The sequence below is a fragment of the Micromonospora sp. NPDC000442 genome (assembly GCF_042898635.1).
Taxonomy (GTDB): domain Bacteria; phylum Actinomycetota; class Actinomycetes; order Mycobacteriales; family Micromonosporaceae; genus Micromonospora.
Map to the genome: position 1 here is coordinate 343,251 of NZ_JBIAYZ010000004.1, position 17,984 is coordinate 361,234.

The 17,984-nt window shown below is 72.1% G+C and carries 18 protein-coding genes; 15 read left to right on the forward strand and 3 right to left on the reverse strand.

Features of this window, described 5'->3' with window-relative positions:
* The first annotated feature begins 16 nt into the window (after positions 1 to 16).
* The 7 genes from ACFY2A_RS08645 to ACFY2A_RS08675 all read left to right on the forward strand — a co-directional run bounded on the left by ACFY2A_RS08645 (position 17) and on the right by ACFY2A_RS08675 (position 6,214).
* Positions 17 to 1,402 (forward strand): HlyD family efflux transporter periplasmic adaptor subunit, encoded by a 1,386-nt coding sequence (locus ACFY2A_RS08645; RefSeq protein ID WP_363918253.1) that lies wholly within the window; start codon positions 17 to 19, stop codon positions 1,400 to 1,402.
* Positions 1,399 to 2,109 (forward strand): ABC transporter ATP-binding protein, encoded by a 711-nt coding sequence (locus tag ACFY2A_RS08650; protein ID WP_387169946.1) that lies wholly within the window; start codon positions 1,399 to 1,401, stop codon positions 2,107 to 2,109. Before ACFY2A_RS08645 ends, ACFY2A_RS08650 begins: the two co-directional genes overlap by 4 nt.
* Positions 2,106 to 3,290, forward strand: coding sequence for an ABC transporter permease (locus tag ACFY2A_RS08655; protein WP_363918257.1), 1,185 nt, complete (start codon positions 2,106 to 2,108; stop codon positions 3,288 to 3,290). Before ACFY2A_RS08650 ends, ACFY2A_RS08655 begins: the two co-directional genes overlap by 4 nt.
* A 226-nt stretch (positions 3,291 to 3,516) precedes the next feature.
* A complete protein-coding gene (locus ACFY2A_RS08660) occupies positions 3,517 to 3,726 on the forward strand; it encodes a helix-turn-helix domain-containing protein (protein ID WP_007465625.1) in 210 nt (69 codons plus the stop codon).
* Positions 3,727 to 3,947: 221 nt separating this feature from the next.
* Positions 3,948 to 4,049 (forward strand): 30S ribosomal protein bS22, encoded by a 102-nt coding sequence (locus tag ACFY2A_RS08665; protein WP_007465623.1) that lies wholly within the window; start codon positions 3,948 to 3,950, stop codon positions 4,047 to 4,049.
* 117 nt (positions 4,050 to 4,166) lie between these two features.
* Positions 4,167 to 5,240, forward strand: coding sequence for an NAD-dependent epimerase/dehydratase family protein (locus ACFY2A_RS08670; RefSeq protein WP_387169948.1), 1,074 nt, complete (start codon positions 4,167 to 4,169; stop codon positions 5,238 to 5,240).
* 164 nt (positions 5,241 to 5,404) lie between these two features.
* Positions 5,405 to 6,214 carry a lysophospholipid acyltransferase family protein gene (locus ACFY2A_RS08675; RefSeq protein WP_387170125.1) on the forward strand — a complete coding sequence of 270 codons (810 nt, stop codon included), beginning with the start codon at positions 5,405 to 5,407 and terminating at the stop codon, positions 6,212 to 6,214.
* Positions 6,215 to 6,292: 78 nt separating this feature from the next.
* On the opposite strand, the gene ACFY2A_RS08680 is transcribed toward ACFY2A_RS08675, so the two are convergent.
* From ACFY2A_RS08680 to ACFY2A_RS08690, 3 genes are all read right to left on the reverse strand, one after another.
* Positions 6,293 to 7,153 carry a DUF5667 domain-containing protein gene (locus tag ACFY2A_RS08680; protein ID WP_387169950.1) on the reverse strand — a complete coding sequence of 287 codons (861 nt, stop codon included), beginning with the start codon at positions 7,151 to 7,153 and terminating at the stop codon, positions 6,293 to 6,295.
* Positions 7,154 to 7,435: 282 nt separating this feature from the next.
* Positions 7,436 to 8,383, reverse strand: a complete 948-nt coding sequence (locus tag ACFY2A_RS08685) for an ECF subfamily RNA polymerase sigma factor, BldN family (RefSeq protein WP_387169952.1) — start codon at positions 8,381 to 8,383, stop codon at positions 7,436 to 7,438.
* Positions 8,380 to 8,526, reverse strand: a complete 147-nt coding sequence (locus ACFY2A_RS08690) for a hypothetical protein (protein WP_363918265.1) — start codon at positions 8,524 to 8,526, stop codon at positions 8,380 to 8,382. The genes ACFY2A_RS08685 and ACFY2A_RS08690 overlap by 4 nt, the downstream gene beginning before the upstream one ends.
* Before the next feature lie 462 nt (positions 8,527 to 8,988).
* On the opposite strand from ACFY2A_RS08690, the gene ACFY2A_RS08695 reads away from it, so the two are divergent.
* The 8 genes from ACFY2A_RS08695 (at position 8,989) to hemB (ending at position 17,517) form a co-directional block, all read left to right on the forward strand.
* A complete protein-coding gene (locus tag ACFY2A_RS08695) occupies positions 8,989 to 10,569 on the forward strand; it encodes an AMP-binding protein (protein ID WP_387169954.1) in 1,581 nt (526 codons plus the stop codon).
* Positions 10,562 to 10,813 carry a glutaredoxin family protein gene (locus ACFY2A_RS08700; protein ID WP_093403479.1) on the forward strand — a complete coding sequence of 84 codons (252 nt, stop codon included), beginning with the start codon at positions 10,562 to 10,564 and terminating at the stop codon, positions 10,811 to 10,813. Before ACFY2A_RS08695 ends, ACFY2A_RS08700 begins: the two co-directional genes overlap by 8 nt.
* A 38-nt stretch (positions 10,814 to 10,851) precedes the next feature.
* Positions 10,852 to 11,514 (forward strand): HAD hydrolase-like protein, encoded by a 663-nt coding sequence (locus ACFY2A_RS08705; RefSeq protein ID WP_363918269.1) that lies wholly within the window; start codon positions 10,852 to 10,854, stop codon positions 11,512 to 11,514.
* Positions 11,515 to 11,857: 343 nt separating this feature from the next.
* Positions 11,858 to 12,628, forward strand: a complete 771-nt coding sequence (locus tag ACFY2A_RS08710) for a redox-sensing transcriptional repressor Rex (protein WP_093403720.1) — start codon at positions 11,858 to 11,860, stop codon at positions 12,626 to 12,628.
* Positions 12,625 to 13,953, forward strand: a complete 1,329-nt coding sequence (locus tag ACFY2A_RS08715; protein WP_387169957.1) for a glutamyl-tRNA reductase — start codon at positions 12,625 to 12,627, stop codon at positions 13,951 to 13,953. The genes ACFY2A_RS08710 and ACFY2A_RS08715 overlap by 4 nt, the downstream gene beginning before the upstream one ends.
* Positions 13,950 to 14,921, forward strand: a complete 972-nt coding sequence (gene hemC, locus ACFY2A_RS08720) for a hydroxymethylbilane synthase (RefSeq protein ID WP_363918273.1) — start codon at positions 13,950 to 13,952, stop codon at positions 14,919 to 14,921. Before ACFY2A_RS08715 ends, hemC begins: the two co-directional genes overlap by 4 nt.
* Positions 14,918 to 16,498, forward strand: coding sequence for a uroporphyrinogen-III synthase (locus ACFY2A_RS08725; protein WP_387169960.1), 1,581 nt, complete (start codon positions 14,918 to 14,920; stop codon positions 16,496 to 16,498). The genes hemC and ACFY2A_RS08725 overlap by 4 nt, the downstream gene beginning before the upstream one ends.
* A 35-nt stretch (positions 16,499 to 16,533) precedes the next feature.
* On the forward strand, positions 16,534 to 17,517 hold the full coding sequence (hemB, locus tag ACFY2A_RS08730; RefSeq protein WP_387169962.1) for a porphobilinogen synthase: 984 nt from the start codon (positions 16,534 to 16,536) through the stop codon (positions 17,515 to 17,517).
* The last annotated feature ends 467 nt before the right edge of the window (positions 17,518 to 17,984 follow it).

The following is a 17,984-nucleotide window of genomic DNA, read 5'->3' on the forward strand; positions in this document are numbered from 1 at the left end:
GACAGGGGCTCGTAGCATGTGTCGCGTGCGCCGCTCCGACTCGCCGCGGCTGCCAGCCACGCGGCTTCGCCTGCTCACCGTCCTGCTCGCCGTTACCGTACTGACCCTCACCACCGCCGCCTCCTGTGGTGGCGACGAGCCGTCGATCACGCTCGCCGCCGCGGCCCGGGCCGCCGTGGCTGAGGAGATCGACGCCCCCGCGACGGTCGTCGCCCGGGCGGCGGCCACCCTGACCGCTCCGGCCGACGGCACGCTGTCCCGGCTCCGGGTGAAGCCGGGGCAGCGGGTCAAGCGGGGCCAGGTGCTCGCCGTGATCAGCTCACCGTCGGCCCGGGAACGGCTCCGTCAGGCGCGCACCGCGCTGGCCGCCGCGAAGCGCGCCGGCGGCGGGGGCGGCGGCAACCTCGCCGGTTCCCTGCGCGGTACGGACCGCGCCGCCGACGAGACGCACGCCGCCGCCCGTGCCGCGGCGGCGAAGATCAGCGATCCGGAGCTGCGGAAGGCGCTGCTCACCCAGGTCGAGGCGGCACAGCGCCGGTACGACTCGGCGGCCCGGGCCGCCGACCGCGCGGTACGGGAGGTGCAACGCGGTGTCCGCAACCTGAACTCCGCCGTCAGCGCGCTCGCCACCGCCCAGCGACTTCAGGCCCAGCAGGCGTACGACCTGGCCAAGGCGACCGTCGACGCGTTGACCCTGCGCGCGCCGATCGCCGGGGTGGTGCAACCGGGCGGCGTCAACACCGGCGGTGGCTCGGCGGGGGCGCTCGCCGGCCTGCTGGAGTCGGGCGGAATGCCGACGGGGACCGGCGCGGAGGCACTCGGCGCGCCGGCCGGCCCGCCGCCGGGCGTGGACACCGCGGTACCGGTGGGTGGTCGGGTCACCGCCGGTACCCCGGTGCTTACCGTGGTGGACACCCGCGAGCTGGGTCTGCTCGCCGAGGTCGACGAGACGGACGTGCTGCTGGTCCGGCCCGGGCTCACCGGGACCGTCGAGCTGGACGCCGTCACCGGTGCCAGCTACGCGGCCACGGTCCGCTCGATCGACGTACTGCCCACCACGTCGGCCCGGGGTGGGGTGAGCTACCGGGTACGACTCTCCCTCGGCCCCGGCAGCTTCGGTGAGGCCGAGCCGGCACCCACCCCGCGTCCCGGGATGAACGCGGTGCTGCGGCTGCGGGTCCGGGAGGAGGCGGACGCGGTGACCGTGCCCGCGTCGGCGGTCTTCTCGGTCGACGGTCGGGACACCGTCTGGCTGGTCCGCGACGGCCGCGCCGACCGGGCGGTGGTCACCGTCGGCGTACAGGGTCAGGACCTGGTGCAGATCGTCGACGGGGTGCAGGCCGGCGACCGGATCGTGATCCGGGGCACCGACCAGGTCCGCGAGGGCCAGGAGATCGGGTGAGCCGGGAGCCGGCGATCGAGGCGTTCGACGTGTCCCGGACGTACGAGTTGGACGGGATCTCCGTGCCCGCCCTGCGGGGTGTGTCGTTGACCGTCGCAGCCGGCGACTACGTGGCGCTTACCGGGCCCTCCGGGTCCGGCAAGTCCACGCTCATGCACCTGCTCGGCGGCTTGGACCAGCCCAGCGGCGGCCGGCTGGTGATCGGTGGTCGGGAGGTGGGCAGCCTCTCCGCGCCGGAACTGGCCCGGCTGCGCAACGAGACCATCGGGTTCGTGTTCCAGGCGTTCCACCTGCTGCCGCGTACCTCCGCGGTGGACAACGTGGCACTGCCGCTGGTGTACCGGGGCGTGGGCGCGCGCCAGCGGCGTGAGCGCGCCGCCGCGATGCTCGGGCGGGTCGGCCTGGGGCACCGGCTGCACCACCGGCCCAACCAGCTTTCCGGCGGTGAGCAGCAGCGGGTCGCGATCGCCCGGGCGCTGGTCACGAACCCGACGGTGCTGCTGGCCGACGAGCCGACCGGCAACCTGGACAGCACCACCGGCGCCGCCGTGCTGGAACTGCTGGAACGGCTCAACGCCGAGTCCGGGGTGGCGCTGGTGATGGTCACCCACGACGCGGAGGTGGCGGCCCGGGCCCGGCGACGGGTCGCGATGCGGGACGGCGTGGTCGTCGCCGACAGCGCGGCGGACGGCGGGGCCGGCGCGTGAGGTTGGCCGAGGCGTGGCGGGTGGCGTGGGACGCGCTGCGGGCGAACCGGATGCGCAGCGCCCTGACCATGCTCGGGGTGGTCATCGGGGTGGCCTCCGTGGTGTTGCTGGTGGCCATCGGCACCGGCACCAAGCAGCGGGTGGAACAGCAGGTGGAAGGGCTCGGCTCCAACCTGCTGCTGGTCGTGCCGGGGCGACTGGACGTGGGCAGCGCGCCGGCGCTCTCCCCGCTCACCCTCCAGGACGTGGACGCCGTCGGCCGGGTGGTCGGTGATCCGAGCCGGGTGGCCGTGACGGTCGCCTCCGGTGCGACCGTGCGGGCCGGTAACCGGGAGGACTTCACCACCGTCCAGGGGGTGTTGGAGACGACCCCCACGGTCTTCGCCCGGGAACTGGCCCGGGGGCGTTACCTGACCCGTTCCGACGTGGACACCGGCCGGCGGGTAGCGGTGCTCGGCGACTCGGTGGCCCGGTCCCTCTTCCCGGACCGGGAGGCGGTCGGCCAGCAGATCAACGTGGCCGGCGTCCGCTTCCGGGTGATCGGCGTCTTCGTCCCGCTCGGGCAGAGCCTCGGCGTCGACCGGGACGACGAGGTGCACGTACCGGTGACGGCGGCGCAACGGCTCTACGGCACCCAGCGGGTCGACGCCATCGCGGTGAAGGCTCCGGACCGGGAACGGATCGACGAACTGGGCGAGCGGATCGTGGCCGAGCTGAACGGTCGACACCCGGGTACCGAGTTCAGCGCCGTCACGCAGGAGCAGATCCTCGGTGTGCTGGGCGACATCCTCGGCATCCTGACCGGCGTACTGGCCGCCATCGCGGGCATCTCGCTGCTGGTCGGTGGGGTCGGCGTCTCCAACATCATGCTCGTCTCGGTCCGGGAGCGGACCCGGGAGATCGGGCTGCGCAAGGCGGTCGGCGCCCGTCCCCGGGACATCGGCGTGCAGTTTCTGCTGGAGGCGGTGCTGCTGACCTCCGTCGGTGGACTCACCGGGATGGCCCTCGGGGTGGGCGGCGCGCTGCTGGTGGCCGCCCTCTCACCCATCCCGGCGGCGGTGACCTGGTGGTCGCTGGCACTGGCGTTCGGCGTCTCGGCGGCGGTCGGCATCGTTTTCGGGGTGGTACCCGCGCAGCGGGCCGGTCGACTCGACCCGGTGGTGGCCCTGCGCACCGAGTGACATCTCCGATACCCGCGGCCGAGGTTGATCGTTGCCGAAATCCCGGGTACGGCACCCGACCAGGGGTTTTTCGCCGCCAGGCCGGAACCGATCCATGATCAGTTGCAGGAAGGGATCGCGCCGGTCACAGCCGTCCCGCTACCGTACTGGTAACACGCGCGTCGCCGGCCGCGCGGGAGGACCCGTGTGGCGGCACGCGCCGGGCATGGGATGGGTCGGGTGAGCCATGGCCGGGTCGCAGTCCGACGGTCGGCTGTCGGAGGTCAAGTTCCTGACCGTCGCCGAGGTGGCGACGGTCATGCGGGTGTCGAAGATGACGGTTTACCGCCTGGTGCACAGCGGTGAGCTGACCGCCGTGCGGGTGGGCAGGTCATTCCGGGTGCCGGAGCACGCGGTGCACGAGTACCTGCGCGGCGCCTTCCAGGAGACCGCCTGACCCAGGCGCGGCCGGGTCGCGCGGACCCGGTCGAACGGGCATCGAGCGGGGGCGCGTTGGTCCTGCTGACGCAGTCCCGCTACGCTGGACTCCGATCGTGACCGCTGGTGCGCCCCGCCGCCCACCCCGCCGGTCCGATCCCTGTCCGCAAGCGGTCGCTGACGCCACGGGTTCGTGGTGTCCTCCCGGTCGCGCCGCACGTTGCATCGAAAGGCTGTCGTATGGGCTCGGTGGTCAAGAAGCGCCGCAAGCGCATGGCTAAGAAGAAGCACCGCAAGCTGCTGCGTAAGACCCGCGTCCAGCGTCGCCGTCTCGGCAAGTGACCGACGCCGGGCCTGGTCCCGGCGTCCGTCCCTCGCCAACTGTCGACCCTCGGAGGCTCAGGTGATCAGGCCGTGGCTGCCCCGGCTCGGTCCCACCTGCCGGGGTAGGTGCGAGACATGACCCCCGGTGGCTCCCAGAGCCCTCCGGGGGTCGTCGTCGTGACCGGGGTCAGTCGCTATCTCGGCGCGCACGTCGCGGCCCGGCTCGCCGCCGACCCGGGGATCGACCGGGTCATCGGCATCGACCTGCCGGAGCCGGGGTCCGAGATCGACGCACTGCTCGACCGGGTGGAGCGGATCCGGGTCGACGTCGGCTCGGTGGGTAGCCTCCTCGCCGACCTCGACGTGGACACCGTGGTGCATCTGGCCCTGGTCAGCTCTCCGGATCCGCAACACGGCGGCCGGATGGCGATGAAGGAGCAGAACGTCATCGGCACCATGCAGCTGCTCGCCGCGTGCCAGCGAGCACCACGGCTGCGCAAGATCGTGATTCGCTCCTCCACCGCGGCGTACGGTGCCTCGTTCCGTGATCCTGCCGTCTTCACCGAAGAGACCGAGCCGCGCGAGGTACCGCGGGGCGGCTTCGGTCGCGACATCCTCGACATCGAGGGGTACGTCCGAGGCTTCCGCCGCCGACGCGGTGACGTCACCGCCACCGTGCTGCGCTTCGCACCGTTCATCGGCTCGACGGCGGACACCACGCTCACCCGCTACTTCGCGCAACCGGTGGTGCCGACCATCTTCGGTCGGGACGCCCGGTTGCAGTTCCTGCATTTCGAGGACGCGCTGGAGGTGCTGCACCGGTCAGTGGTCGAGGACCATCCCGGCACCTTCAACGTCGCAGGACCGGGGGTGCTGGCGCTGTCCCAGGCGATCCGCCGAGCCGGGCGGGTCGCCGTGCCGGTGCTGGAGCCGGGCCTGTCCGGTGCCGTCGCGCTCGCCCGGGTGATGGGTTTCGGCCGCTACGGCCTCGACCAGGTCGACCTCTTCGTGCACGGCCGGGTGGTGGACATCTCCCGGCTGGAACGGGAGTTCGGCTTCACACCCCGGTCGACCGCCGCCGCCTTCGACGACTTCATCCGGGCGCACCACGGGCGTGCCGTGGTGACCCGGGCCCAGTTGGCCGCCGCCGAGCAGTTGGTGCTGGACCACATCCGGCAGGTTCGCGCCGCCGTCCGGGAGCGGTCGTGACCGAGCCCGAGAAACGGCATGACGAGGGGCGCCTCGACGACCGGTACGCGGTGCCGGCGCCGGTGCGCCCCGACGCGGACCCGGCGCGGCGCAACGGGCACCGCCCGGCCGTACCGGACCAGGCGGGCGCGGGCGACGTCTGGGACCGCCGGGTCGCCACCGGCCTGGCCTTCCTGCGGCGACGGCTGGCCGGCGACTACGAGGTGGACGAGTTCGGCTTCGACCGGGACCTGACCGCGGCGGTCTTCCATCCGCTGCTGCGCCGGCTCTACCGCGACTGGTTCCGCACCGACGTCACCGGCCTGGAGAACGTACCCACGGATGGGGCGGGACTGATCGTCGGCAACCACTCCGGCACCGTGGCCCTGGACGCGTTGATCCTCTCCACCGCGCTGCACCACGAGCATCCCGACCACCGCTACCTGCGGCTGCTCGGTGCGGACCTGGTCTTCCGGATGCCGGTGGTCTCCGAGATCGCCCGCAAGACCGGCGGCACGATGGCCTGCAACCCGGACGCCGAGCGGCTCATGCGCAACGGCGAACTGGTGGGTGTCTTCCCGGAGGGCTTCAAGGGCGTCGGCAAGCTGTACGCGGAACGCTACAAGCTGCAACGCTTCGGGCGGGGCGGCTTCGTCTCGGCGGCGCTGCGCACCGGCACCCCGATCATCCCGGTGGCGATCGTCGGCGGCGAGGAGATCTACCCGATGCTCGCCGACATCAAGCCACTGGCCCGGCTGCTCAAGCTTCCCTATTTTCCCGTGACACCGACCTTCCCCTGGCTCGGGCCGCTGGGCATGGTGCCGTTGCCGAGCAAGTGGCTGATCGAGTTCTGCCCGCCGATCCCGACCGCCCACCTGATGGATTCCGCAGACGATCCGCTGGTCGTGTTCAACCTCGCCGACCAGGTACGGGAGACCATTCAGCAGACCCTGCACCAGTTGCTGGAGCGCCGGCCCGACCCGTTCGGTCCCTGACCGGTCGCACGGGTGACCGGCTGCCGGGCGCGCCTGCCGAGACGGACCGATTCCCGGCAGGCTCGCAGTGCCCGGCGGTCAGGAGCAGACGGCGGGGATCGGGCCCAGGGTGTCGCTGGCGACGGTGAGCGCCTCGCCACAGGCGATGGCGGCGCGCATGGCGTCGGCCCGCTCGGCGACAGACTCCAGCAGAGCCAGTGATTCGCTGGTGCGTACCCGGTCGATCCGGGAGCCCCGACCCTCCAGCGCGCTCAGCGAACGCCGCTGGTCGGTGAGGAATGCGTCGACCGCGGCCAGCGCCGCGGGATCCGAGCGTTGGGCGGCCGCCCCGGTGAGCACGCGTACGCCCTGTCGGGTGTCCGCGTCCATGTCGTCCAACACGGCGCTGTACCCGCTCGGGTTGCCCCGCAACGTGGCCGCCTCGGCCAGTCGGGTGCGGGCGAAGTCGAGGAAGAGCTGACCCCGGCTGATGTCGGAGCTGGTGAGTGCGAGTTGCGCCCGTTCGGTGCCCCGCTTCATCCCGTACAGCGCGTCACCGGGCACCGCGTTCTCACTGGCCGCCGAGATGCCGGAAACGGCCACCGCACCGGCGGCGATGCCGATCAGAATCGCACCGCGGGCGCGGGCCCGGCGGGCGGTCACCGCGGGCAGTAGCGACCCACGGCTGGAAGCCGCCTTCTCGGCCGGCCGGGCCGCGGCAGGCGTCCCGACACCCTCGCGAGTGGCGGTGGCCAGCAACATCGCCCGCAGGCCGGTGCGGAATTCCGGGTCGACCTCGGCGGCCGGCGGGTTGGCGCCGAGGTGCCGGCCGAGCGTCACGAGCGGCGCGAGCCGGTCGTCGTCCCTGGATCGCACGTGATGACGTCGGCCGCCGTTGGCTTCGTCGAGAAGCTGCGCGAAGCGCTCGGCGCGCCGACGGGAGAAGAGGGCGTTGTCCACCGTGGCACCTCCTCTCGCTGGTCACGGCCGGTCGGCCGCGTTCACCGCCAGCGACCGATGACCTCGTGACATCACGGCGAAGGGCCGTCGTCGGCTCCGTCGCAGATCATCCGGAGGACCCCGTGGGTTCCCGACCTGTCACCGGTCGCACCCGGAGAAACGCGCCGTGCCGGGGGCGGGTTACGGCCCGGCCGGTGCCGAAATTACGCAAAGTGATCGCTGTCAGGTCATGGGAGCCCGGAGCGGGCGGGGCTGGGCGGCCATCGTCGCGGTACGGGGAGATCACGGCTGGAAGCCGTCCGGGAGCAGCCGGGCCAGGGCCCGGACCGCTCGGTACTGCAATGCCTTGATCGCGCCCTCGTTCTTGCCCATCGCCCGGGCGGTCTCGGCCACCGAGAAGCCCTGGAGAAAGCGAAGCACGATGCACTCCTGCTGCTCGGGGTTGAGGCGTTTCACCGCGCTGAGCAGGGCGACGTTTGTGATGTGCTCTACCACCGCCGCCTCCGGGCTGCCCTCCGGTCCTCGATCCTCCCGATCGGCGTCGAGGACATCGCCGGTGGTCACCTCCAGCCGGTACCGGCCGGACTTGAAGTGGTCGGCGACCAGGTTGCGCGCGATGGTGACCAGCCAGGCCCCGAGGTCGCGGCCCTGCCAGGTGAAGCTACCGATCCGCTTGAGGGCGCGCAGGAAGGTGTCCGAGGTGAGGTCCTCGGCGAGTTGTCGATTGCCGACCCGGAAGTAGACGAAACGGAACACGGTGTCCACGTAACGGTCGTAGATCAGCCCGAACGCCTCGGACTCACCCGCCTGGGCACGTTCGACGAGGGCCCAGACCTCGGTCGCCGGGTCGGACGGATCCGGGCGGCTCGGGAATCCGGTCGAGGTGCCGGTCGTCTCCGGCACCGCCGGAAGGACCGCCGTCTCGGTGGTGGACACCTCGGTGACCGGTGCGTCCCCACTGCGCCGAGCCTGGGCCGGCATCGTCGGGCGGTTCGGGGAGGCGACCCGCCCGCCGGCGGCTTTGGCGTTCCCCCCGGGTACGGGTGGTCGATGTGGCGGTTCGTTCTGATGGGGCCGGCTGCCCACCCGACGCGCGGTGCCGTCGCCCCGGACGGTGAGGTTGGCCGACGCGTCGGGTGCGCCGTGCGCGCCGCCGCGTTCGTTCATCGGAGTGCGGGCGGCCGGATTGGTCAGGCCGACCGGACGCTCGGCGAAACCGAAGGTGGTCATCGCGCCGCCTCCGTTCCGCCGGTGGCCGCCGGGCTGGCGACGACCGGCCGACCGGTCGTTGCCCCGTCGGGCAGGGTGGCTCCGGGGTGTGCCGGCGGGCGGCAGATCCCCTTGAGGTGCTGGTCCAATGCGCTCAACGGCACGGGGGCCTCCTCGGGCTGAGGGGTGTCGACTCACGGCAAATGGGGTGAGCCGACCCGAGTGATGATAGGGCCAACGTCACCCGCGCGTGGCAAGTCCGTTACACAGGGCCGAAGTATTTCCCGACGTGTCGCCGACCTGGCGGACCGGTTGTCCGTCGGGTGTGGTTGACAACTGGCGGTCCGGCTGATCCCCAGTGGAGTCCATGTTCGTCCTGGTGAGGGGCCGAATCGATGGTGGGCGCCCCGGACCGGTGCAGGGCAGTGCCGGAACCGGACCGGGACACCTGCGGTGCGTTGCCGTCCCGGCTGTACCGCACCGTCGGTGACGTGGTCGGGTTCCGTGTACGGGACTCGACGTGCCCTGGTGGACGGTTGGCGCGTTCATCCCGGTGCGGCGAGTGGCGGCGGCCGGTGTCTCGCGGGCGTGGCCGTGCGGATCGGGCTGTGCCAGACTCAGCCACCGTGCAGGATCCTGACTCAGTTTCCGGTCCCAACCTCGCCGACCGTCTCCGCCGGGCGGCGGAGTTGCAGGCCGGCAAGCCCGCACTGCACTGGCAGGATCGGACGATCACCTGGTCCGAACTGGACGAGGCGGTGAGCGGTGCGGCCCGGGCACTGGCCGACGCGCTGCCGGGGGTCGACGCGACCCGGCCGGGCGCGCGGGTCGCCGTGGCGCTGCCCAACGTGCCGGATTTCGTGATCAGCCTGCTCGGTGCGCTGCGGGCCGGCATGACGGCGGTACCGGTGAATCCCGGCCTGACCGCGCGCGAGCTACAGCACGTCCTGGCGGACTCGGGAGCTTCGGTGCTGATCGCTACCGAGCGGATCCGGGCTCTGGTCGGGGAGCTGAACCTGCCCGCGCTGGTGGCGGTGCACACCAGCGCGCCGACGGCCGGTGGCGACCAGAGGTTCCCGGTCCGGGGTGCCGACGACCTGGCGGTGCTGCTCTACACCTCGGGCACCTCGGGCTGGCCGAAGGGCGCCATGCTCTCGCACGGGGCGTTGGCGGCCAACCACGAACAGGTCGGCCGGATCGAGCCACCGGTGGTCGGGCCGGACGACACGGTGCTGCTGGCCCTGCCGCTGTTCCACGCCTACGGGCTGAACGCCGGGCTGGGCGCGGTGATCCACCACGGTGCGACCGGAGTGCTCGTCGACGATCCGGGCTCCGAGGCGGCGCTCGCCGAGATCGCCCGGCACCGGGTGAGCGTGCTGGTGGGCGTACCGTCGATGGTGCAGACCTGGTCCCGGGCGGACGCCGACAGCCTCGCCGCGGCGATGGCCGCGGTGCGGATCGTGGTCAGCGGCGCGGCGCCGCTGGAGCCGGCCGACGCGGCGCGCTTCACCGAGGCCGCCGGTCGCCCGGTGCACGTTGGGTACGGCCTGACCGAGACCGCGCCGGTGCTCACCTCGACCCTGGTAGGCGGCGAACCCAGGCCCGGATCGATCGGCCGACCACTGCCCGGCGTGCAGGTGCGGCTGATCGGGGCGGACGGTACGGAGCTGTGGCGCGACGGGGTCGCCGCGCCCGACGACGACCCGGACGAGATGGACCTCACCGACCCGGCCGCGGGCACCGATCCGGGTCAACTCGTGGTCCGCGGCGCCAATCTGTTCTCCGGGTACTGGCCGGACGGCGCGGGCGGACCGGACGCCGACGGCTGGTGGGCGACCGGCGACATCGCGTACGCCGATGCCGATGGCGATCTCTTCCTGGTCGACCGGGTCGGTGAGCTGATCCTGGTCAACGGTTTCAACGTGTACCCCCACGAGGTGGAGCTGGTGTTGTCGGCGCATCCGGCGGTGGCGGAGTCCGCCGTAGTGGGCGTGCCGCACCCGAGGACCGGGGAGACTGTCCGGGCGTACGTGGTGCCGGTACCGCAGGCCGCGGTGGCCGGTACCGAGCTGATCGCCCACTGCACGCGTAATCTGGCCAGATTCAAGTGCCCGACCGAGGTCGAGTTCGTCGACGTGCTACCGCGCTCGGTGATCGGGAAGGTACGCAAGACCCTGCTCGGTACGACGGAGGAGACCGATGCGTGAACCCCGCCTGACGCTGATCACCCGCCCCGGCTGTCACCTCTGCGAGGACGCCAAGGCGGCGCTCGACCGGGTGGTCGCGGTCACCGGCGACCGGTGGACCGAACGGGACGTCAGCGGTGACGTGGAGCTGGAACGTGAGTACGGCGACCGGCTGCCGGTGGTGCTGCTCGACGGCAGGGAGCACGGCTACTGGCGGGTCGAGGAGGAACGGCTGCTGCGCGACCTGACCACCCCGCAGCTCTGAGGCCCTCGCACCAGCGTGCGGCCGGATAGGGTGCGGCGATGACCCCTGCGAGCCCTCATCTGGTGTGGGACTGGAACGGCACCCTGCTCAACGACCTCAGCCTCGTGGTGGCCTGCACCAACGCGGTGTTCGCCAGCGAGGGCGGGCCGAGCGTCAGCCCGGACGAGCACCGGGTCCGGTTCCGCCGGCCGATCGCCGACTACTACGCGGAGGTCCTCGGCCGGGCGGTGGACGACGACGCCTTCGGTCGGCTGGACAAGATCTTCCACGACGCGTACCGGGTGGGTCTGACCACCTGTGAGCTGGCGCACGACGCCGTGGACGCGATGGCGGCCTGGCCGGGCAGCCAGTCCCTGTTGTCGATGTGGTTTCACGACGAGTTGGTACCCACCGTCGAGACGTACGGTCTGACCGGCCGGTTCGCCCGGGTCGACGGGCTGCGGGCGCAGGTGGGCGGCGACCGCAAGGCAGAGTCACTGGCGCGGCATCTCGACGCCCTGGGTGTCGATGGCCGGTCGGTGGTGCTGATCGGCGACTCGCTTGACGACGCCGACGCGGCGCTTTCCGTAGGTGCCCGCGCCGTCCTCTACACCGGCGGTTTCACCGACCGCTCCCGACTGCTCGCCGCCGGCCACCCCGTCGCCGACACCCTCACCGAGGCCGTGACCCTCGCCACCAATCCCCCCGTCCCACCGCGCTGATCATGAAGTTGTTGCGCGCAAAATCGGCGTGTCGGGGCGATAACTTCATGATCGGCCAATTGGAATGGGAGCCGAGGGCTGCGTGTGATTGGTCAGGGAAGTCGGGATTGGGGGATAATCGTGCGGGTGCTTATGGCGAGGTGGTGATCGATCTTGTGGGATGGAGGGGCCGGTGGGGGCGCGGGCCGTGCCAGCAAGATCGCGATTTGTGCACGTCTTCACAAGCGCCTACTCTGTAGTTCCGACGCGCCCTGCTAGCACAGCCGGCAACATCGGTCGCCAGCGGGAGTCCCGAAACGGCCGGCCGGTGGAGCTGGTCGAGGATCGCACCGCACGGAGTCTCATGAGTCAGCACCGTCACCCTGGCGCGCCCGGTCGCGCAGGTGCCGTACCGGCGCTCCCGGATCTGCCGGAGGCGACGGTGGCCCGGCTCCCCGAATATCTCCGTGCCCTGCACAACCTCGCCGAAACCGGTCACGAGACGGTTTCCAGTGAGGGATTGGCAAACGCCGCCGGGGTGAACTCGGCCAAGCTCCGCAAGGACCTTTCCCAGCTCGGCTCGTACGGCACCCGGGGCGTCGGCTACGACGTCGGGCTGCTGATCGACCAGATCGAGTACGTGCTCGGGCTCACCCAGCGCCGGGCCGTCGCCCTGGTCGGGGTGGGTAACCTAGGTCACGCCCTGGCCGGCTACGACGGCTTCGCCAGCCGCGGGTTCCGGATCGCCGCCCTCTTCGACGCCGACCAGGAGCGGGTCGGCGAGGAGATCAACGGCCTGGTCGTACAGCACATCGACGAACTGCCCCGGGTGGCCGCCGAGGAATCCATCGCGATCGGTGTCATCGCCACCCCGGCCACCGCCGCACAACGGGTGGCGGATCAGTTGGTCGCGGTCGGTGTGACGAGCATCCTGAACTTCGCACCGTGCGTACTCTCGGTCCCCGAAGGGGTCGACGTGCGAAAGGTCGACCTGGCCATCGAGTTGCAGATCCTGTCGTTCCACGAGCACCGCAAGGCATCCCTGACCGCGCTTCCCGCCGCCGGTGGGTCCGCCCTCACCGCCCTGCCCGGTGGTCTCGCGGTCACCGAGAGCCAGGAGGCGATCGGCACGTGAAACTCCTCGTCGTGGGCGCGTCCTACCGCACCGCACCGGTCGCCACCCTGGAACGACTCGCGGTGTCACCCAGCGGGCTTGACCGCACCCTGGGGCGCCTGGTCGCGCAGCCGTACGTGAGTGAGGCCGTCCTCGTCTCCACCTGCAACCGGGTGGAGGTCTACGCGGCGGTGTCCGGCTTCCACGGCGGCCTCGGCGACATCTGCGCCGTCCTCGCCGAGCAGGCGGGCTGTCAGCCGGCCGCGCTGGCGAACCATCTCTACGTGCACTACGACGCGGCCGCGGTGGATCACGTCTTCCGGGTCGCCGCAGGCCTGGACTCGATGGTGATCGGCGAGGCGCAGATCCTCGGGCAGCTCCGTGACGCCTACCACTGGGCCAGTGCAGCCGACACCGCCGGGCGGCTGCTGCACGAGCTGATGCAGCAGGCGCTGCGGGTCGGTAAGCGGGCCCACTCGGAGACCGGCATCGACCGCGCCGGCCAGAGCGTGGTCACCGCCGCACTGGGGCTCGCCGCCGGTCACCTCGACGACGACCTCACCGGCCGTCCCGCGCTGATCGTCGGTGCCGGGGCGATGGGCTCGCTGGGCGTGGCGACGCTGTCCCGGCTCGGCGCCGGGCCGCTGACCGTGACGAACCGGAGCACCGACCGCGCCGTCCGGTTGGCCGAGTCGTACGGTGCCGGTGCGCGACCGATGGCCGAGCTGGCCGACACGCTCTGCACGGTGGACATCGTGGTGGCCGCCACCGCCTCCCCCGAGCCGGTCCTCACCCGCGAGGTGGTCGCCGCTGCGGCTGCCGACCGCGCCGCCGGACGTGGCCCGCTGGTCCTGCTCGACCTCGCGGTACCGCGAGACGTCGGCCCCGGCGTCGCCGAGCTGCCCGACGTCGAGGTGATCGACATCGATCGGATGGCCGCGCTGCTCGCCGACGGTCCGGTCGCCGCGGACGCCGCCGCAGTCGAGCGGATCGTGGCCGGCGAGGTCGAGTCCTTCCTCAGCTGGCTGCGTGGTGCCGACGTGGCACCGACCGTCGCCGCGCTGCGCGGCCGGGCCGACGACGTGGTCACCGCCGAGCTGCGCCGGCTTGCGCAACGCCGTCCCGACCTCAGCGACGACCAGCGCGCCGAGGTGGCCCGTACCGTGCACCGAGTGGTCCAACGGCTACTGCACCAGCCGACCGTCCGGGTCCGTCAGCTCGCCGCCGAACCGGGCGGTGACCAGTACACGGCCCTGCTGCGGGAACTGTTCGATCTCCAGGTCCCGCAGACCTCGCCGGTGGACACCGTGCCAGACATCACCCCACCCACCGGAGGCGAGCGATGAACGAGGCCCCGCTGCGCCTCGGTACCCGGGGCAGCAAGCTGGCGATGGCCCAGTCGGGGCACGTTGCCAAGGCGCTGACGGCCCGTACCGGACGCCCCGTCGAACTGATCGAGGTGGTGACCGCCGGTGACCGGTCCAGCGCGCCGGTGCACCGGCTCGGGGTCGGCGTGTTCGTCTCCGCGCTGCGTGACGCACTGGTCGCCGGGACGATCGACTTCGCGGTCCACTCGTACAAGGACCTGCCCACCGCGACCGCGGCGGGGCTGCACATCGCCGCGGTGCCGGCACGCCAGGATCCGCGCGACGCGCTGATTGCCCGCGACGGCAGGACTCTCGCCGAACTCCGTCCCGGCGCGGTCGTCGGCACCGGCGCGCTGCGCCGGATCGCCCAGCTGCACGCGCTGGGCATGCCACTGTCGGTCACCCCGATCCGGGGCAACATCGACACCCGGCTGGCCCGGGTGCTGGGCCCGGAGGCCGACCTGGACGCCGTCGTCCTGGCCCGAGCGGGCCTGGCCCGCATCGACCGGAGCGACGTCATCACCGAGACGCTCGACCCGATGCTGATGCTGCCGGCACCCGCCCAGGGTGCCCTGGCGGTCGAGTGCCGGGTCGACGACCCGGATCTGGTCGAACTGCTCGCCCTGCTCGACCATGCGCCGTCCCGCGCCGCGGTCACCGCGGAACGGGCGATGCTGGCCACCCTGGAGGCCGGATGCTCCGCTCCGGTCGCCGCCCACGCCGAACTCGCGGAAGGCGAGAACGGCGATGAGATCTACCTGCGCGGGGCGGTGATCAGCCCGGACGGCACCCATGAGGTCCGGCTGTCCCGCACCGGTACGCCCGCCGATGCGGCGGAGATCGGTAAGGCACTCGCCGCCGAACTCCTCGACCTCGGCGCCGACTCGATCCTCGGCCCGCAAGGACACGACGGCCCGGGGACCCAGCAATTTGGGAGCACAGAATGACCCGCACCCGTAAGCCCGTAGGCCGTATCGCGTTCGTCGGGGCAGGACCCGGCGACCCGGGCCTGCTGACCCGCCGGGCGCACGACGCCCTGGTCGACGCCGACCAGGTGGTGTACGACCGGGGAGTCCCCGAGTCGCTGCTCGACGTCGTCCGGGCCGAGGCCAGCTCCGACGCCCAGTTCACCCCGGCCGAGGGCGCGCCGGGCGACGTGGCCAAGATCCTGATCTCGGCGGCCCGCTCCGGGCAGAACGCGGTGCACCTGGTGGCCGGCGACCCGTTCGGCCACGACTCGGTGGTCAAGGAGGTGCAGGCGGTGGCGCGTACCGCCGCGCACTTCGAGGTGGTTCCCGGGGTCGGTCAGGCCGAGGGGGTGGCCACCTATGCGGGTGTGCCGCTGCCGGGCGTACGCACCGCCGCCGACGTCGAGGACGTCAGTGCCCTGGACTTCGACGCGCTGGCCGCGGCCGTGCAGCGCGGCTCGCTGGCGTTGGCGGTCGACGCCGGCGATCTGGCCGCGATCCGTGACGGGCTGCTCGCCGCCGGGGTGGACGGCGGCACCGACGTCGGGGTGACCGGGGACGGCACCGGGGAGACGCAGTACACCACCACGTCAACCGTGGACTCCTTCGTCGCGGCGGCACTCGGCTTCACCGGTCGGGTCGTGCTGACCGTCGGCGACGGTGTGGGCCAGCGGGACAAGCTCAGCTGGTGGGAGAACCGCCCGCTGTACGGCTGGAAGGTGCTGGTGCCCCGCACCAAGGAGCAGGCCGGCGCGATGAGCGCCCGGCTGCGTGCGTACGGGGCGATTCCCTGCGAGGTGCCGACCATCGCGGTCGAGCCGCCGCGTACCCCCGCGCAGATGGAGCGGGCGGTCAAGGGCCTGGTCGACGGCAGGTACGCCTGGGTGATCTTCACGTCGGTCAACGCGGTGCGGGCGGTCTGGGAGAAGTTCGCCGAGCACGGCCTGGACGCCCGGCACTTCGGCGGCGTCAAGATCGCCTGTATCGGCGAGGCCACCGCCGACGCCGTCCGTGCCTTCGGCATCCAGCCGGAGCTGATCCCCTCCGGTGAGCAGTCCTCCGAGGGGCTGCTGGCCGAGTTCTCGCCGCACGACGAGGTGCTCGATCCGGTCGGCCGGGTGCTGCTGCCGCGTGCCGACATCGCCACCGAGACGCTCGCCGCCGGGCTCACCGAGCGCGGCTGGGAGGTCGACGACGTGACCGCGTACCGGACGGTCCGGGCCGCTCCGCCGCCCGCCGAGATCCGGGACGCGATCAAGTCGGGTGGGTTCGACGCGGTGCTGTTCACCTCGTCCTCCACGGTCCGGAACCTGGTCGGCATCGCCGGCAAGCCGCACACGCGTACCGTTGTCGCTGTCATCGGGCCCAAGACGGCGGAGACCGCGACGGAGTTCGGCCTGCGGGTCGACGTGCAGCCTCCGCACGCGTCGGTGCCCGATCTGGTGGAGGCGCTCGCCGGCTACGCCGTCGAGCTGCGGGAGAAGCTCGCCGCGATGCCGGCGAAGCAGCGTCGCGGTTCGAAGGTGCAGGGGCCGACCGCGCTGAGGTTCCGGTAGCCGTCTCGGCTCCGGCTGGTCGTCAGGGAGGGTTCGTGCCGTACCCAGAGATTCGGCCCCGCCGACTGCGCCGCACCGCGGCGATGCGTCGGCTGGTCTCCGAGACCCGCGTCGACCCGGCCGAGCTGGTCGTGCCGATGTTCGTCAAGGAGGGGCTGACCGAGCCGCGCGCCATCGCTTCGCTGCCGGGTGTGCTCCAGCACTCGCGCGACTCGCTGCGCAAGGCGGCGGTGGAGGCGGTGCAGGCCGGCGTCGGCGGGATCATGCTGTTCGGAGTGCCGGCGTCGCGCGACGAACGCGGCTCCGGCGGCATCGACCCGGACGGCATCCTCAACGTCGCGATCCGTGACGTGGTGGCCGAGGTGGGCGACGCCACGGTGGTGATGAGCGATCTCTGCCTGGACGAGTTCACCTCGCACGGGCACTGCGGGCTGCTCACCCCGTCCGGTGAGGTCGACAACGACGCCACCCTCGCCGCCTACGCCGAGATGGCGGTGGCCCAGGCCGCCGCCGGGGTCGGGGTGGTCGGGCCGTCCGGGATGATGGACGGCCAGGTCGGGGTGGTACGCCGGGCGCTCGACGCGGCCGGTCACACCGATGTGGCCGTGCTCGCGTACGCCGTGAAGTACGCCTCGGCCTTCTACGGCCCCTTCCGCGACGCGGTGGAATCGGCGCTGGAGGGGGACCGGCGGACCTACCAGCAGGATCCGGCGAACCTGCGCGAGTCGCTGCGCGAGGTCGCGCTGGACGTCGCCGAGGGTGCCGACCTGGTGATGGTCAAGCCGGCGCTGCCGTACCTCGACGTGGTGGCGGCGGTCCGCGCCGCCGTTGACGTCGCCGTGGCGGCCTACCAGGTCTCCGGCGAGTACGCGATGGTCGAGGCGGCTGCCGCGAACGGCTGGATCGACCGGGAGCGGGTGATGCTGGAAACCCTCACCTCGATCCGCCGCGCCGGTGCCCAGATCATCCTCACCTACTGGGCCGTCGAGGCTGCCCAACTGCTCCGCCAGCGCTACTGACCGGCCGCCCGCACCGCACGCCCGGCTTCGTCCGAGCGCGCCCGGCGACAGCCGGTCGGAGCGCGCCCGACTAGCCGTCACCCTGAGTACCTTCTGTTCCTCCCGCCGACCTACCCCGCACATCCTTTGCTCTGCTTCAACCCACGCACAGCTCGCGGAGAGTAGTTGTAGAGTGCGATGGCGGCCTCGCCGCGCCCTGAGTCATCGCTGGTCACAGCCCTTTGCGTGGATTGAAGCAGAGCAAAGGGCGCGTAGGTGTTATTGGTTGGGGTCTAGAAAACGGCCGCCGCCGTCACTCCAAGTGATCGTTGCTGATGGTAGCGGGCCGATCGTCGCCTCCGTGCCCCAGCGTCGCCGGGAGAGCCGCTCCCGGCCGAGCCGACGGCTGCGGGGGTGGCGCGGGCTGTGCGGCGAGGGCGGGTTATCCACAGGCTTTTCCACAGGGGTTGCCGCGCTGGTCTCGGCAG